General features: G+C 36.2%; 17 protein-coding genes. 7 read left to right on the top strand and 10 right to left on the bottom strand.

What is annotated here, in order from left to right:
- The first annotated feature begins 31 nt into the window (after positions 1-31).
- Genes rsmA through AC1RNE_RS16570 form a run of 5 tightly spaced genes read left to right on the top strand, consistent with a single transcriptional unit; the run spans position 32 to position 3,396 of the window.
- The gene (gene rsmA, locus AC1RNE_RS16590) at positions 32-853 is read left to right on the top strand and encodes a 16S rRNA (adenine(1518)-N(6)/adenine(1519)-N(6))-dimethyltransferase RsmA (protein WP_309958959.1); all 822 of its coding nucleotides are present in this window, start codon (positions 32-34) and stop codon (positions 851-853) included.
- Positions 854-903: 50 nt separating this feature from the next.
- Positions 904-2,286: a magnesium transporter gene (mgtE, locus tag AC1RNE_RS16585; RefSeq protein ID WP_492802357.1), complete on the top strand. Its 1,383-nt coding sequence runs from the start codon at positions 904-906 to the stop codon at positions 2,284-2,286.
- A 3-nt stretch (positions 2,287-2,289) separates the two neighbouring features.
- The gene (gene dtd / locus AC1RNE_RS16580) at positions 2,290-2,742 is read left to right on the top strand and encodes a D-aminoacyl-tRNA deacylase (protein ID WP_492802355.1); all 453 of its coding nucleotides are present in this window, start codon (positions 2,290-2,292) and stop codon (positions 2,740-2,742) included.
- A gap of 10 nt (positions 2,743-2,752) precedes the next feature.
- Positions 2,753-3,073, top strand: coding sequence for a hypothetical protein (locus AC1RNE_RS16575; protein ID WP_492802353.1), 321 nt, complete (start codon positions 2,753-2,755; stop codon positions 3,071-3,073).
- Complete coding sequence (locus AC1RNE_RS16570) at positions 3,070-3,396, top strand: nucleotide pyrophosphohydrolase (protein ID WP_184132504.1); 327 nt, start codon at positions 3,070-3,072, stop codon at positions 3,394-3,396. Before AC1RNE_RS16575 ends, AC1RNE_RS16570 begins: the two co-directional genes overlap by 4 nt.
- A gap of 180 nt (positions 3,397-3,576) precedes the next feature.
- Here AC1RNE_RS16570 and AC1RNE_RS16565 read toward each other — a convergent pair whose 3' ends face one another.
- The 6 genes from AC1RNE_RS16565 to AC1RNE_RS16540 form a co-directional block, all read right to left on the bottom strand.
- On the bottom strand, positions 3,577-4,368 hold the full coding sequence (locus AC1RNE_RS16565) for a hypothetical protein (protein ID WP_492802352.1): 792 nt from the start codon (positions 4,366-4,368) through the stop codon (positions 3,577-3,579).
- An 89-nt stretch (positions 4,369-4,457) separates the two neighbouring features.
- Positions 4,458-5,858, bottom strand: a complete 1,401-nt coding sequence (lpdA, locus tag AC1RNE_RS16560) for a dihydrolipoyl dehydrogenase (RefSeq protein WP_492802351.1) — start codon at positions 5,856-5,858, stop codon at positions 4,458-4,460.
- A 184-nt stretch (positions 5,859-6,042) separates the two neighbouring features.
- Complete coding sequence (odhB, locus tag AC1RNE_RS16555) at positions 6,043-7,614, bottom strand: 2-oxoglutarate dehydrogenase complex dihydrolipoyllysine-residue succinyltransferase (protein ID WP_492802349.1); 1,572 nt, start codon at positions 7,612-7,614, stop codon at positions 6,043-6,045.
- A 210-nt stretch (positions 7,615-7,824) separates the two neighbouring features.
- On the bottom strand, positions 7,825-10,572 hold the full coding sequence (locus AC1RNE_RS16550; protein ID WP_492802347.1) for a 2-oxoglutarate dehydrogenase E1 component: 2,748 nt from the start codon (positions 10,570-10,572) through the stop codon (positions 7,825-7,827).
- Positions 10,573-10,878: 306 nt separating this feature from the next.
- Positions 10,879-11,820 (bottom strand): PorP/SprF family type IX secretion system membrane protein, encoded by a 942-nt coding sequence (locus tag AC1RNE_RS16545; RefSeq protein WP_492802346.1) that lies wholly within the window; start codon positions 11,818-11,820, stop codon positions 10,879-10,881.
- Between the two features lie 64 nt (positions 11,821-11,884).
- On the bottom strand, positions 11,885-12,532 hold the full coding sequence (locus AC1RNE_RS16540) for a Pr6Pr family membrane protein (protein WP_492802344.1): 648 nt from the start codon (positions 12,530-12,532) through the stop codon (positions 11,885-11,887).
- 277 nt (positions 12,533-12,809) lie between these two features.
- On the opposite strand from AC1RNE_RS16540, the gene AC1RNE_RS16535 reads away from it, so the two are divergent.
- Positions 12,810-13,082 (top strand): hypothetical protein, encoded by a 273-nt coding sequence (locus tag AC1RNE_RS16535; RefSeq protein WP_492802343.1) that lies wholly within the window; start codon positions 12,810-12,812, stop codon positions 13,080-13,082.
- A 39-nt stretch (positions 13,083-13,121) separates the two neighbouring features.
- Here AC1RNE_RS16535 and AC1RNE_RS16530 read toward each other — a convergent pair whose 3' ends face one another.
- From AC1RNE_RS16530 to AC1RNE_RS16515, 4 genes are all read right to left on the bottom strand, one after another.
- Positions 13,122-13,505 (bottom strand): hypothetical protein, encoded by a 384-nt coding sequence (locus AC1RNE_RS16530; protein WP_492802341.1) that lies wholly within the window; start codon positions 13,503-13,505, stop codon positions 13,122-13,124.
- A gap of 91 nt (positions 13,506-13,596) precedes the next feature.
- The gene (locus tag AC1RNE_RS16525; RefSeq protein WP_492802339.1) at positions 13,597-14,310 is read right to left on the bottom strand and encodes an NRDE family protein; all 714 of its coding nucleotides are present in this window, start codon (positions 14,308-14,310) and stop codon (positions 13,597-13,599) included.
- Positions 14,311-14,357: 47 nt separating this feature from the next.
- On the bottom strand, positions 14,358-14,858 hold the full coding sequence (locus tag AC1RNE_RS16520) for a hypothetical protein (protein WP_492802337.1): 501 nt from the start codon (positions 14,856-14,858) through the stop codon (positions 14,358-14,360).
- A 52-nt stretch (positions 14,859-14,910) separates the two neighbouring features.
- Positions 14,911-15,438 (bottom strand): YceI family protein, encoded by a 528-nt coding sequence (locus AC1RNE_RS16515; RefSeq protein WP_492802335.1) that lies wholly within the window; start codon positions 15,436-15,438, stop codon positions 14,911-14,913.
- A gap of 461 nt (positions 15,439-15,899) precedes the next feature.
- Between AC1RNE_RS16515 and AC1RNE_RS16510 the strand changes: the two genes are divergently transcribed.
- Positions 15,900-17,063 (top strand): sigma-54-dependent transcriptional regulator, encoded by a 1,164-nt coding sequence (locus AC1RNE_RS16510; RefSeq protein ID WP_492802334.1) that lies wholly within the window; start codon positions 15,900-15,902, stop codon positions 17,061-17,063.
- Positions 17,064-17,066: the final 3 nt, after the last annotated feature.

Below are 17,066 nucleotides of genomic sequence, written 5' to 3'. Positions count from 1 at the left end.
TTTAAGGAATAAAAGCAATTCATTAGTCTTTTTGACATTATTTAACATCCAAAAACCAACGACAGAATCATTGAAAGACGTAAGAGCTAAAAAAAGTCTAGGACAACATTTTCTAAGAGATTTAGAGGCAGCAAGAAAAATTGTAGAGCTGATGTCACTTCATGGGGGCTACGACCAAGTGATGGAAATTGGACCAGGAATGGGCGTACTTACTCAATTTTTATTACAACATACAGAATATCAAACTTCGGTAGTAGAACTAGACCGTGAGTCGGTTGAATACCTCAATATACATTATCCACAATTGAAGGGAAGAATCCATTCAGCTGACTTCTTACATCAGGATTTATCGACCTTCTTCAACGGTCAAAAATTCGGCATTGTAGGAAATTTTCCTTATAATATTTCTTCACAGATTTTATTTAAAGTCCTCGACTATAAAGATTATGTACCAGAAATCGCGGGTATGTTTCAGAAAGAAGTAGCGGTAAGGATTGCTTCAAAGCCAGGTAATAAAGATTACGGTATTCTGAGTGTCCTCTTACAGGCATTTTATGATATCGAATACTGCTTTTCGTTGGGTCCTGAAGTATTTTCGCCACCGCCAAAAGTAAATTCTGGCGTAATTCGACTAAAAAGAAATAATGTATCGGATTTGGGCGTATCAGAAAGTAAATTTAAGGCTATTGTAAAAATGGGTTTTAATCAACGTCGTAAAACACTAAGAAATGCCTTGAGAGCCTTACAATTACCAGAAAATCCGTTTTTAAATAAACGAGCAGAGCAATTATCTGTGGCCGATTTTCTTGAATTAACTCGGCTAGCCGAAGATAATGCTCCTATTATTGAGTAAAATCCTCTAACTATTTAGTCCATCCAAATAATTGTTGGGACTACAAAATCATGGAATCGACAAATCAACAACCTTTTGAACTTACTCCTTTTGAACTCACAAAGGAATACTTAGAAAAAATACAGACTGCCATTACTGAGCAAGAAAATGAGTTAATCATCGCTGAAATGGGAGAGTTATATCCAGCAGATATAACTAATATTTTGTATGAGTTGAACGGTGAAGAGTCTCATTATTTAGTAAGATTATTAGACAAAAAATTAGGTGCTGAAATCATCACGAATCTTGATGCCGATGATCGCAAGAAATTCCTCAAGAATTTTTCAGCAAAGGAAATTGCGGAATACATCGATGTGTTGGATTCAGATGATGCCGTTGATATTCTGAACGAACAACCTAAAGATATTTCTGAGGATATTATCGGTTTGTTGAAAGACAGAGAGCAAGCTCGTTTTGTGAACGATTTGATGCACTATGACGAAGACTCAGCAGGTGGTTTGATGCAAAAAGAGTTAATCAAAATCAACATAAAGCAGTCTATCACAGAATGTATTGAAGAAATAAGAAGACAAGCCGAGGATGTAGAAAATGTATCTGCCGTTTATGTGGTTGATGATGAGAGTATTCTATTAGGAAGGATGTCTTTAAAAAGAATAATTCTTGCTAAAAGAGGGGCGAAAGTATCGGATATATATGATGAAGATATTGTTTCTGTAAAAACGACAGCCAAAGGTGAAGAGGTTGCTGATGTGATGCAGAAATACGATTTGGATGCTGTCCCTGTGGTAAATATCCAAGGGCGTTTGTTAGGTAGAATTACCATTGATGACGTGGTCGATTTTATTACGGAGTCTGCACAAGAAGACGTACAAGCGATGACTGGTATCTCGGAAGACGTAGAAGAAGACGATAGCGTTTGGCTTTTGGTGCGTTCTCGTTTGCCTTGGTTGATTGCTGGTATGTTTGGGAGCTTTATTGCGGCAAAACTCATCGACACGCTTGGTAATATCATTGAAATCACGGCCGCAGTTGCTGCCTTTATCCCTTTAATTGGTTCAACAGGTGGAAATGTAGGTATTCAATCTTCTTCACTGATTGTACAAAGTTTAGCCGATAAATCTGGTATTGATATTCCTTTAAAGGAACGTCTCTGGAAGGTCTTAAAAGTAGCTTTATTAAATGCCTTTATCGCTGGTGTAGTAGCTTTTGTAGGTTCATTAGCGGTGGATGGTGCTAATGTTCAATTATCGCTAACGGTGTCTTTATCGTTATTTGCAGTTGTTTTATTAGCATCTTTCATGGGAACAATTACTCCTTTGGTACTGAATAAGTTTGAGATTAATCCAGCCATTGCTTCGGGGCCGTTTATCACCACCACCAACGACCTTTTAGGCTATGGCATTTATTTATTAATTGTTTTTTTCTTGATGTAGATTATGATTGCAGTTATACAAAGAGTTGCTGAGGCTTCGGTAAAAATAGAAGGGAATATAAAAGGGAGTATCCAAACTGGCTTTTTGATATTATTAGGGATTACTCATGCAGATACTTTGGATGACGTAGAATGGCTTTCAAAAAAAATTGTTGGCATGAGAATTTTTGCTGATGAAGAAGGTAAAATGAATCTCGACATCAATGCAATAAATGGTGATATTTTACTGATTAGTCAATTTACATTACACGCCAGTACCAAAAAGGGCAACAGACCGAGTTTTATTGAGGCGGCTCGCCCAGAGGTTGCTATTCCTTTGTACGAACAAATGATACAACAGTTATCGAAAGATTTGGGTAAGAATATACAAACAGGTGAATTTGGGGCTGATATGAAAGTATCCCTTATTAATGATGGTCCTGTTACGATTGTGATAGATTCGAAGCATAAAATTTAGTCTTTTTAAAATGATACGCAATACTATTGTAACGGTTGCTGCCACTTTGGTAATTGTAGCAGTAAACCTGAATGCTGATGTAGTACATTGGCCGCTTTTTGTTATTCTACTTTCGGCTTTATTAATTGGCTACTTAGAACCTAAAAAGGGTTGGATTTCAGCTATTCAATTAACAGTCGGAATTTTTGCTGGTTTTTATCTTGCGCAGTTCTTAGGGATAGAAGCCAAGTTTCCTAATATCAATCAATTCTCTACTTATATTTCGCCTCTCCCTTGTTTGTTTGGTGGCTTTATGGGTAGTTTTTTCAGTAAAACAATGCATCAAAAATGACTATCGAAGAAGCACAAAGTACGGTTGATAATTGGATAAAAACCATTGGCGTTCGTTATTTTAATGAATTGACTAATATGGCGATGCTTACTGAAGAGGTGGGCGAAGTAGCCAGAATAATTGCTCGCAGATATGGCGAACAATCTGAAAAAGAATCTGACAAGGCTAAAGATTTAGGGGATGAAATGGCAGATGTATTGTTCGTGCTGATATGTCTTGCGAATCAAACAGGGATAAATTTGACAGAAGCTTTACAAAAAAACCTAGACAAGAAAACTAAACGGGATGCTACTAGGCATTTGGAGAATGAGAAGCTTAAATAGCGGTCAGCTATGAGCTTTGAGCCTTAAGCTTTGAGATAATTTCTATTAGGGTGCGACTTAAGTCGCACCCTAATAGAAAGACTTCGACATTATGTCTGTTAGATGAGTATTATCTACATTTTTAAAAAAATCTAAAGGCAATAAGCTTATAGCTGATAGCTCACTTCTGAAAGCTAAAAGCTACTTCTTCACCTGCTTAGCTTCTACTTCTTTTACCATTTTTTGTCCTTGGTCTTTTGTTATTTCAGGTTTAATAAAAACAGAAATTTGGTCAACTGAAGGGTTTAACTTTGTGATAGACGAATGCAAAACATCAAACTCCATCTCACCTGAAATAGCATTGAATTCTTGAGGAGTTAATCCACCGTTATCATCTGAAAAATCATTAAAGCGAACATTGATATTTTTACCAGCGAGCTTTCCTCCTTCCCAACTTACTACGCTTCCCCCTAAATCCCATCCAAAGCCAGTAATTGTAAACGTTTTGCCGTTTAACTGAACGATTTCAGCCAGCTTCATGCCTAAATGAATGCCATTCTTAGAGCTCCAAGGCGAACTAAAATCTGTTTTCTCATCTTTGGTATAACGTACTCGTATCATTACATCCTGAATCTGTTGATATTCTTTGCCGTCTTTCCAATAAATTTCTACTTCCTTTTCAGTATCAGGATAAAGCTTTGTTATTTTAAACTGTCCTTCACCAGTTTCTATCATCACCTCTTTCTTGACATTATCAGCTCCATACTTTTTAGTAAGTCCATCAAAATTCACACAAGCTAAAATATCCTCTAAATATAGTTCTTGAATGGTATCTGGTCTTGCAATAATTTTTGAATGTCGCTTTGTATTTGTACTCGAATCTACCTTGCTCTCTTCATTTTTCTTTTGGCTACAGCCATTCAAACACACTACTGAAATAAAAATTATTGAAATTCTAACTAAAGTAAAAAAACTTACAAACGGTTTTTCCATGATTATTATTGGTTTATTTCCCAAAGCTAATAAAAAAGGCTTGGAGGGACAACCCTCCAAGCCTTTGATTTTTATCATTTATTCTTAGATTAAGAATGAATTGAACGGTTTTCAGTCGCTGCTAAACAAGCTTCTTTCATCGCCTCTGTGTAAGTTGGGTGCGAGTGAGACATTCTTGCTACGTCTTCTGCACTAGCACGATATTCCATCGCTACTACTGCTTCGGCAATCATATCCGCTGCTCTTGCACCAATGATGTGTACGCCTAAGATTTCGTCAGTAGTTTTATCTGCTAATACTTTCACTAATCCGTCAGTGTCACCTGATGCTGTAGCACGACCTAACGCTTTGAACGGGAATGAACCTACTTTATAAGCCTTTCCAGCAGTTTTCAATTCTTCCTCAGTTTTACCTACAGAAGCTACTTCTGGCCAAGTATAAACTACACCTGGAATCAAATTATAGTTGATGTGAGGTTTTTGTCCTGCAATAGTCTCTGCTACAAAAACACCTTCTTCTTCTGCTTTGTGTGCTAACATGGCTCCACGAATCACATCACCAATGGCATAGATTCCTGGTACTTTTGTTTGCAAAGTATGCTCGTCTACTTCAATCTTACCACGCTCAGTTGTTAAACCTGCTGCTTCAAGATTCAAGCCATCAGTATATGGACGACGACCAATACAAACCAACACATAGTCGCCTGTGATTTGTACGTCTTCATCTTTACTATTTTTAGCTGTTACCGTTACATCGTCTCCATTGTTTACAACACTCGTAACTTTATGAGAGAAGTAATATTCAGCCCCTAATTTCTTAACTGCTTTTTGCAATTCCTTACCCATTGTTTTATCCATCGTAGGAATCATCGAATCAGCAAATTCAACAAAACTTACTTTAGCACCCAAGCGAGCATATACAGAACCTAATTCTGCCCCAATTACACCAGCACCAATCACCACAAGGTGTTTTGGAACTTCTTGTAAATTCAAGGCTTCCGTTGAAGTAATTACTCTCTTTTTATCAATAGGAATAAAAGGCAATGCTGTTGGTTTAGAACCCGTAGCAATGATAATATTTTTACCTGTAATCTGTTCAGAAGTACCGTCAGCCTTAGCAACATTAATGGTGTTTTTGTCAACGAATGAGCCTAAACCATTATGAACAGTAATCTTGTTTTTCTTCATCAAGAAATTAATCCCGTCATTCATTTTCTTCACAACCCCTGCCTTACGGTTAATCATTTGCTCGATATTAATTTTTGGAGCAGAGATTTCGATACCGTGGTCAGCAAAAGTATGCGCTGCATTATGAAAATGCTCTGAAGAATCTAAAAGAGCTTTTGAAGGAATACAACCTACATTTAGGCAAGTACCTCCCAAAACTGAATATTTCTCAATGATGGCAGTTTTGTTGCCTAATTGTGCGGCACGGATTGCAGCTACATAGCCACCCGGCCCAGAACCGATTACTATTACGTCGTATTGCATATTATTAGCTTTTGGCATTCAGTGGTTAACTGACGACCATCAAGTTATAAGTTGATTTACTTTATTATAAAATGGGGACTCTTATTTTTCTTTCATAAAAAGATAGCTAAAAACTCCTTATTTTCTAAGGAATTTTTAGCTATCTGTTCTGATTGCCGATTGCTGAAAGCCATCAGCCTTTTATTTATACATCTAATAATAGACGTGTTGGGTCTTCAAGAAGTTGTTTTACTCTTACCAAGAATGAAACTGATTCTCTACCGTCGATAATTCTGTGGTCATAAGAAAGAGCAATGTACATAATCGGACGAACAACAATCTGTCCACCAACTACTACAGCGCGTTCTACGATATTGTGCATCCCTAAAATAGCTGATTGAGGAGCATTGATAATTGGCGTTGATAACATCGAACCAAATACACCACCGTTAGTAATCGTAAATGTTCCACCAGTCATTTCTGGTAAAGTCAATTTATTATCTCTTGCTTTTAAAGCCAAACGAATTACTTCTGATTCAATACCTGCTAAAGATAATTGCTCAGCATTTCTGATAACTGGAACTACTAAACCTTTTGGAGCAGAAACAGCAATTGAAACATCGCAATAGTCATGATAAACAATTGATTCTCCATCAATTGACGCATTCACTGCTGGGAATTCTTTTAACGCTACACAAACCGCTTTGGTAAAGAACGACATAAAGCCTAAACCAACACCATGTTTTTCTTTGAATTTGTCTTTGTATTTTCCACGAAGATCCATGATTGGTTTCATGTCTACTTCGTTGAAAGTAGTTAACATCGCTGTTTCGTTTTTCACTTGAACCAAACGACGAGCAACTGTCTTACGCAAAGAAGTCATTTTCTCCGTTCTTTCTCCTCTACCTGATGTTGATGGAGCTGCCACTGGAGCTGGCTCAGCTGCTTTAGCAGGCGCTGGCGTTGGCACAGCTACTGGTTTTTGTGCTGATTGTGCATCTTCTTTCGTAATACGACCACCTACACCAGAACCTTGAACATTTGCTGGGTCGATACCTTTTTCTGCTAATGCTTTAGCTGCTGCTGGCGAAGCATGTCCTGCTGCATAACTAGTAGCTGATGCGCTTGAAGCTGGTGCTTCTGGCGCAGGAGCTGCCGCTGGTGCAGCCGCCGTTACAGTCTGACCAGCACCTACTGTGATAGTAGCTACTATTCCACCGATTGGCAAGGTAGTTCCTGCTTCGGCTACAATATGTAATGTTCCTGTTGCTTCAGCAGGAAGTTCAAATGTTGCTTTATCTGATTCTAGTTCACATAATACTTCGTCCATGTTTACTGAATCTCCTTCTTTTTTATTCCATGAAGAAACCGTTACTTCTGTAATTGATTCTCCGACAGTAGGAACTTTAATCTCAATCGTTTTGGGTGCTTCTGTACTAGCTACTGGTGCTTGCGAAGGTGCAGGGGCAGTAGTAGGTGCAGGCGCAGGTGCTTCTTGAGTAGCTGGAGCAGGCTCTGCTGGAGTTGGAGCAGCTTGTCCTCCCACTGTTTCAATAATACATATAACAGCACCAATCGGTAAAGTATCACCTTCTTTAGCAACGATTTTCAAGACGCCTTCAGCTTCGGCTGGGAGTTCAAAAGTGGCTTTGTCTGATTCTAGTTCACACAAAACTTCATCCATTTTAACAGTATCTCCGTCTTTTTTATTCCAAGCGGCGATGGTTACCTCTGTTATTGACTCGCCTACTGGCGGTACTTTCATTTCAATTGCCATATTCTGAATTTATAATTTAGAATTTAGATTTTAGAATTGATGATATCTCTAAAAACCAAAACTATATGATTAAAATACTTAGTTACTATAATTTAAGTTGATTGATGAATTACAAGTGTTGTCTTTAAAACTAATCTAACACACTAATAACCCTATAAATTAATAAAAGTTGGTTACCCATTCAAGCATGAGTAACCAACAAATTTATTATTACGCGAATGCTCTTTCTATTAATGCTGCTTGTTCTTCATTATGAACTTTTAAGAAACCTGTAGCAGGCGAAGCTGATTTTTTACGTGCTACTAAGCCTTCAAATGGTTTCCAGCCAAATTCACGAATAACGAATGACCAATATCCCATGTTTTCTGGTTCTTCTTGTACCCAGTATACTTTTGCTTTAGGATATTTATCTATCTCTGCTTGAACTTTCGTAGTAGGGAAAGGTTGTAATTGTTCTATACGAATGATGGCTACATCTGTACGGTTATCTTTAGCTTGCTTGTCTAGCAAGTCAAAATAAACTTTACCGCTACAAAGCAATACTTTCTTCACTTTTTTAGCTTCCACAAAAGTATCTCCATAAACTTCCTCAAATTTTCCATCTGTAAAGTCACTGATTGGTGAAACTACTTTTGGATGACGGAACAATGATTTTGGAGACATCATTATTAACGGCTTACGGAATTCCCAAGCTAATTGACGACGCAAAGCGTGGAAAAGGTTAGCTGGCGTAGTAAGGTTTGTTACTACAATGTTTTCCTCAGCAGCTAATTGTAAGTATCTTTCTGGACGAGCGTTTGAGTGCTCAGGTCCCTGACCTTCATAACCGTGTGGTAACTGCATGACCAAACCATTCATTGTTCCCCATTTAGACTCACAAGAAGCAATAAATTGGTCAATCATTGTTTGGGCGCCGTTTGAGAAATCACCAAACTGTGCTTCCCAAATAACTAATGTATCAGCGTTTGCTAAAGCATAACCAAATTCAAAACCTAATACTGCATATTCTGACAATAATGAGTTGAAGATTTGTAATTGCTCTTGTCCTTCTTCAATATAATTCAAAGAAGTATATGATTCGTTCGTATTAGCATCATGTAATACAGCATGACGGTGCGAGAACGTTCCGCGCTGTACATCTTGTCCTGATACTCTTACAGGTTTGCCTTCCAACAATAATGAACCATACGCCAGTGCTTCAGCAGTTGCCCAGTTCAATAATCCATTTTCAAAGAATCCTTTTCTATCTGATAATACTTTTTCAATTTGCTTTAAGGCAGTAAAACCAGCAGGCAATTTTGAAAGTGATGCAGCAATTTTATCAATGGCTTCTTTTGAAATACTTGTTTTCGGAGAGCTATCAAAATCAGCTAAATTAGCATAACGCAATTCAGCCCAACGGTTATCCAATTTTAAAGGATGGTATTCAGGACGAATTTTTTGTTTTACTAAATCCAAACGAGCTTGTAATTCACTCTTGAATTCAGAATCCATCTCTGAAGCCAATTTTGCATCAATATCACCCTTAGCAATCAAGTTTTGAGTATATAACTCTCTTGGATTTAAGTGGTTAGTAATATTTGCATAAAGTGTTGGCTGAGTAAAGCGAGGTTCATCAGATTCGTTGTGACCATTTCTACGGTAACAAACCATATCAATAAATACATCACGATTGAATTGCTGACGGAATTCTGCGGCCATTTTAGATACAAAAACTACTGCTTCAGGGTCATCACCATTTACGTGGAATACTGGTGCATCAATGATTTTAGCAACGTCTGTACAATAGATTGATGAACGAGCATCCTCAAAGTCAGTTGTAAACCCTACTTGGTTATTAATCACAAAGTGGATAGTACCTCCTACTTCGTAACCTTTCAGTTTTGCCATTTGTGTTACTTCATAAACAATACCTTGACCAGCAACGGCGGCATCACCATGAATCAAAATTGGCAAAATTTTATCGTAATCTCCTTCGTAGTGAGCATCCGCTCTGGCACGACAAAAACCTTCTACTAAAGGATTTACAGCCTCAAGGTGTGAAGGGTTAGGTGCTAATTTCAACGAAATTTCAACACCAGATGGAGAAATATGTTTTGAAGAATATCCTAAGTGATATTTCACGTCACCATCGCCATGAATTTGGTCAGGAAGATTGCCTTCAAAACCATCAAAAATAGCATCGTAAGATTTGTGCATGATGTTGGCAAGCACGTTCAAACGACCACGGTGTGCCATACCTATCATGGCTTCTTTCACGCCTAATTCTGCTGAACGGTTGATGATAGCATCCAATGCAGGAATAGTACTTTCACCACCTTCCAAACCAAATCGTTTCTGACCTAAATATTTGGTTCCCAAGAAGTTCTCGAAAACTACTGCTTCGTTCAGTTTTGTTAAGATTTGTTTCTTTTCATCTATAGAAGGATTGAATGATAAGGCTTCTCTTTCGATTTTAGCACGTAACCATTCTTTCACTTCTGGCTCACGGATATAAGCATATTCAAAACCGATAGAGCCTGCATAAATCTTATTAAGCGATTCTAGAATCTTGCGTAAAGAAACAGCACCAATGCCTAAGAAATTTCCAGCTTGAAAATTAGTATCTAAATCAGCTTCTGAAAGAGAATAATCTTTCAAATCTAAACGGGGCTGACGGTTTTTACGATTACGAATCGGATTGGTTTTTGCTAGAAGGTGTCCACGAGAACGAAAGGCTTTAATTAAACTAATTACAGCCATTTCTTTCTGAACGTTTGAAGTATCAGGCGAAGAAATGCCTTCACTTTTTATACCATTGGACACTCCTTCAGAGTCACTCCAATTTGCGTGAAAATCAAAACCTTTGAAAAAGTTTTGCCAACTTGTATCTACCGAATTAGGGTCTTTTGAATATGACTCATAAAGGTCAGAAATCGCTGCCGTATCAGCATTGGCAATGTATGAAAATTGATCCATTATAATGTGACGTAACCAGAATTGGGACTATCGTTATTTGTTTCTTTTTTGTTCTTATTCTATTCTAACGGCAAAGTTAAGCTAAGCTTTCAAATTAAAACATAAAAATTATTTGTTTTTTATTGAAAGAATGCCAAATTTATATAGCACAGCTTTTAATGATTCCAAAAGGATATATTTCTTTACAAAGTACAATAATAACTTCAAAAATTAATTATTTTACACTATTGGTTCAGCTTTTTTAGGATTTCGGTATATTTCTGAGCTTTTGTAGATAATAAATGCTCGTTTAATAACAAGATTATTTCAGAAATACCTAAAAACACCCGATTTACCATTGCCTGAATCAAATTCATAGCGTAACATTATCTGATGAAAGCCTTCTTTCGCCCCCACTGCTCCGTTTGAATTGCCCGTAAAGTCATAAGCATATCCAAGTTGAATTTTACTGAATTGAATCTGTAAAGAACCTAAAAAAGCATTGTTTGAAAATTCAGACCCTGTATTTTGATACCATACTCCTAATCCAAAACGCTTATTAATCCATGCTGTTGCGTTAAGGTCAACATCTGTTAGAGTAGTATAATTGTTTGAAAGCCTTCTGACCAATATACCCGTCTTCAACTGCAGGTCATCATCAATATCAAAAACATATCCTGCTGTAATAAACGAAGGTTGATTGAATTCATTTTTATTAGCATTCAAATTCAACAAAGAAATACCTGCGTAATAATCATCATTGTGGTAATAAAGTCCTAAACCAATACTTGAATTAAATCCTGTCGTACCAATACCTCCGCCAGTTGATGAGATATAAGCGGGTACTTGCGTAACGCCCACCTGTACGCCTACTGCTAATTTGCCATCATTGGGTAACGTAAAACGATAGGCAAAGTCTCCGTACAATCCTAAGTTTCCAATAATACCTCCTGTATTGTTACCAATCAATTGGTCGGCACTGTATGCCTGAAAACCTATCGCCATTTTATCTTGCGCAATGGGCATATCAAAATTAAAATACTGTTGATTAGTAGCGGCAGCACCTACCGTACTAAATAATGGACGACGACGATACAATGCTGCCATACTCACTACCTCTCGACTACCCGCATAAGCTGGGTTTACATTCAACGGCATCATTGGATAGGTAATATATAATTGTTCTTGTTGAGCAAAATTCTCAAAAGAGCATAGCAATGACCCAAGGAAAATAAGATTTAGCAATAAACGGTAGATTACGTTTTTCATAGATGAAATATTTTAGGGTCGAAGTTACAAAAAAGCCTGATTACAAATATTTCTATCATATTACTTATTTCAAGGCGATATTTCTAGTCATCAGCTTGCCAATGCCTATAAATAGACAAGAAACCATTATAAAGACGATGGTTATAAAGAAGGCATTGATGAATACTTTTATGTAGCCAAGCTGAGTAACATTAATAAACGGATATGGATAGAATCCTGAGAAAGCGCCGCTCAGCAAAATAAAAATCATATAAAGGAAAGGAAAAATTAGCCAAGGGCGAAAATCACTCCATTGAAGTTCGTCTTTCTTGACATATATGAGCCAATAAATAAAAAAAATCAGGGGTATAATTAAATGTAGTAATTCGTCGGCAACTTTAAATAAGCCTTCTGGATGCCAAACGAAGCGTAACATTGTATTATAAATTATGCTGACAATAACGATATAGACTGTGGTGGCTGTTAATGTTTTGGGAAGCGATAAAAATTTGGTCAAGGCAATATTAGGTTTTAATAATAATACCGTAGAACTAATAGAAACGAGTAGGTTGCTAAGAATGGTAAAATAGCTAAAAAACCTAATCGTTAATTCAGACATATCTTCTTTTTTGGTTGTTATCATTACATAATATTGGAGAATTAAGGCAAACCAACCTAATAAAACCAAAAAAGTTAAAAAGATTTTTTTTGATGGGATTTGTGACGTTTTCATATTTTAAAAGATTAAGGCAATTTTTAATATCAACTTGAAAACTACTCAGAATATTTTTTGTTTTCAATGATTTAAAACATATTTTTATTGCCATGAAAATTCAATCTCATACTCTTATCATTTTAAAGAGTGGTAGAAGTTTATACTCTTCAGTAGAAAATAAAAATCATTTTGGGAAATAGAATGGAGTAATATAGAATTTAGTAGAAAGTCACTACCTCAAAATTTAAACCGGGCAGAGTTATTAATAGTTTAAAACGATTTTAAAATTGAAATCATGAATATATCCCTGAGTTCCTCATTTGTATTGAATGTGGTCCCTCATAAAGAAAAACTCCGTTTAGTAGTTATAAAAGATGAGCAGGAGTTTGTTTGCAGAATTGAAAACAGAAAAAACCTGAATCAATTCATCGCCAATGAATATGCCTCTATTTTCAAAGGAAGACTACAATTGATTAAAGACAAAGAAGACGTATTTGTACAAGTAAAAGGAGAAATCATTGGTAAAATATCAAAAAATATTTTTGAGAAATCTTTAACCGTTGCGTAATTCTATTGCTATTATCATTGATACGTATTTATACAAAACTTACTTCTTTACTGGGCTTGTAACGAAAACGTAAGTAAATAATAACGCAAACAATACATATATCAAACAAATAAGCCATAGGTAAGAAAGAGCAGGATATTGCATTGCTGCTTTTAATAAAGCAATGCCTGCTATAGCAAAATGCATTAAATTACCCATTGCTAATGGTCGAGCATAAATGCCACCAATTAAAACGATTTTAGCCATCCAGTTCATCATGGCAAAACCAAGGTATAATGCTCCAAGTACTTGTAAGATTAAAACAGGAAATGTCGTTTCACTTCCACCTATGAAAGCAATAATTTCTTGTGGGAAAAATGTGCATGAGATGCCACTTAGTCCCATCACAACGGCACTAGCAATCATTAAATATTTTGTATTCATTCCTGATTTTCTTGAGCTTACATTTTACAATACAAAGATAGCTATATTTAGTAGCTTATAAGTAAGGTACTAAACAACAAGTATCAATACCTTACAGTACTCTATACTTTAAAGCTTGTTCTGAAAGCAAATCATGAAAAGAGAAAGATAAATATTGGTTTTGTTTTACTACTTGAAATACGCATTGTGTTACTAACAGATTTTCTCGGTTTATACGCATATCATTCTCTTCGTCGCCCGTTCCTCCATATAAATGAAAATCAATTACTTGCTCAGGACCACAATTAGGATATTTCTCTTGGAAATCATCAAACCATTGCTCTCGCTTGTGTCTGATTTCATCACTATATAATGTAGCCGATGACCAAATGTGTGCCTTAGTCGCATCTTTTTGGACATAATGCAACACTTTGCCATCCCAACGAAACTCGCATAACTTTATGTTTTCCTTGTCACTATGAATAACAATCAACGTAAAATTCTCTATTCCTTCAAATTCGTATTGTGCCAAAAAATCATCCGTCGAATCAAACTTAAAAAAATCCAAAATTACCTGCCCTCTGCTTTGCTTATAAGGAGGATTGTGCTGATGTTTTTCAAATGCTCCGTTTAATAAACAAAGTGTAAAATCATCCGAAGTGGCAAACCACGTCCCTCCTGCCAATGCATCTTTCGGGAAGAAAACCTGTTTCCCGTTAATCACATATTTCTTAGGGGGTATTGCTTTTGGGCGTGTTAGGACTTCGTCTCGGTTATTGGTCAAGAAAAAACCATTTTTATTAGGCAAATAAGTAAGTACACACATTTTTAATAAATGAGTTGGTATTGATTTACATGAAATTTTAATCGGTTTTAGGCTTCAGCCATTTTACGATGTTGAATGGTAGAATGAGCTACGCCAAAGTCAGAGGAAATTTGGATAGTGGGGTACACTTCATTCAACCCAATTTTGATAATCGCCAAATGATGGATAGTATGTTCTATCAGGTAAGTAAGTTCGCGAAAAAAGCTACTTGAAATATCTATTGCCTGTTCGAAACCAAATGCTGATTGAAGCGTTAATGCTCTATCGTGCTGGTAAAAATCCAAGCGATTGGTTACAGTCTCTAATATTTCTAAAGCAAAATCCTTATCGCCCTCTATACGTATATCTCGTTCACGCGCATCATAGTTTACCATTCCTGTTTCGTATCCTTTTAAAAGGCATAAATAAAATTCAGTAATATGCCTTACGTGTTGTCCTACAGAATGATAATGCAGTGGGGCAAGATTATCCTGATAGACTTCGTTTTCTAAACTCTCCATCAAATCAGCAAGCTGTTTGATAATATCAATGTTAATTTTTTGGAGCATCTTTTTATAGTTTTATGTGAATTGAAAGCAATAAATGGTAAACATTCTCCAGCTACTGAGCTACGGCATTGACTAAAATTGTAAATGTCACATCGTCACTCATTCCAAGTGTTCCTCCTCCTACGGCCCACTCTCTCCTGTTGATGGTGGTACTTCCTAAAAAAGTAGCATTATTTCCCTCCTTTTTGAATGTAAATGGTATTTTGACATTTTTGGTAGTTTCTTTAATCGTCAAATCAAAATATCCAACAAAGTCATTTCCTACTTTTTCTATTTTGGTAGACTTCATTGTGATAAATGGGTATTTAGATACATTAAAAAAATCTTCCTTCTCTTTTAAATGTCTGTTCCGGATATTATTGTCGGTATTTAAAGTAGCGGCTTCTACAAAAGCCATTAAACTTGCATTATTCAAATCATTGACATCGAATTTCAACACTCCTGAAAAGCCTTTGAATTTGCCATTGATGGTAGAGCCTAACATTTTAATTTTAAATGAAACCCCTGCGGTTACGGGTTTCCATTGTTGTGCATAGGTGCTAATATTTACGAAGAGCAAACAGATTAAGATTTTTTTCATAGCTTTTTTCATTGAGCTTAAATTTAACTATTTCATTTTAAAATTTCATTATACCAGCTTAGCTCTTCTAAAATTCTATATCAAAATTTTCGTACCAGTTAACCCATCATTTTTTTTTGAACATTATCATTTGAAAGTAGTTATGGATGATGATTGCCTTGCAAATTTGACCGTTTCAAAGGATTTACATGGTCGGATAGACGACTTAAATCAAAAATGAATGTATTATTTAAAGAAAGAAATACTTAATCGTGAGGAATTGAATTTAATTGAAGTAAAAAAAAGACAAATAAATAATAGCCAAATTTAATTCTTGATGCAAATTTTGCATTTTTGATAATAAATTTGATAGAAACAGCAAAGTAAAGAGGATAAAATTAAGTATTTTTAACGATTCCTTCTTAAATTCACAGCGTAAATACCTTTAAATTGAAGCTGCACAAAATCCCCAATTCCAATTCATGGCGAAATTATTAATTATTGATGATGAAAAAGCGATTCGAGGTGCTCTGCGAGACATATTGGAGTATGAAGGCTATAAGATTGACGAAGCAAATGACGGTGAGCAAGGATTAGAGATGTTCAAGCAAAACGACTATGATGTTGTCCTTTGCGATATTCGTATGCCTAAAATCGATGGACTAGAGTTACTTCAAAAAGCAACTGAACTGGGACGTTCCACACAATTCATCATGATTTCAGCTTTTGGAAATGTGGAAACCGCAGTAGAAGCCACTAAACGTGGTGCCTTCGATTTTATATCTAAACCCCCTGATTTGAACCGCCTTTTAGTAACTGTAAGAAATGCAGTGGAGCGTGGTAAAATGATCATAGAGACAAAAGTTTTGAAGAAAAAAGTTTACCGTTTGAATGAAATTGTTGGAGAATCTGTCGCTATTCAAAAAGTAAAAGATATTGCAGACCGTGTGGGCCCTACCGAAGCACGTGTATTAATTACTGGTCCTAACGGAGCGGGTAAAGAAATGGTTGCTAAGCGTCTGCATGAAAAAAGTAATAGAGTAGGAATGCCTTTGATTGAAGTAAACTGTGCGGCCATTCCTGCTGAATTAATCGAATCAGAATTGTTCGGTCATGAAAAAGGCTCTTTTACTTCTGCTGTTAAACAAAGAATTGGTAAGTTTGAACAAGCAGATGGCGGAACACTTTTCTTAGATGAGATTGGTGATATGTCGCTTTCGGCACAGTCAAAAGTGTTAAGGGCTTTGCAAGAACATAAAATTACGCGAGTAGGTGGCGATAAAGAAATCAAAATCAATGTACGTGTTTTTGCAGCTACGAATAAAAACTTACAGGTAGAAATTGCAGAAGGGCGTTTCCGTGAAGATTTATACCACCGTTTAAGTGTGATTCCGATATATGTTCCTCCACTTAAACAACGTCCAGATGATATTCCTTTGTTAGTGGATAAATTTCTTGATGATGTGGCCGATGAATACGGACAACCAACTAAGCAAATTGAAAAAGAAGCAATGGAGTATTTACAAACTTTGCCTTGGACAGGGAATGTGCGTGAATTAAGAAACGTTGTGGAAAGATTAGTAATTATGTGTAATGAATTAATTACGGTAGACGACGTAAAAATATTTGCTACGCCAGTGATATAGTTT

It is taken from the genome of Arcicella sp. GW822-FHT02H01 (genome assembly GCF_058802005.1).
The sequence above is the reverse complement of the archived record's forward strand: the minus strand, read 5'-3'. Positions and strand labels throughout refer to the sequence as shown.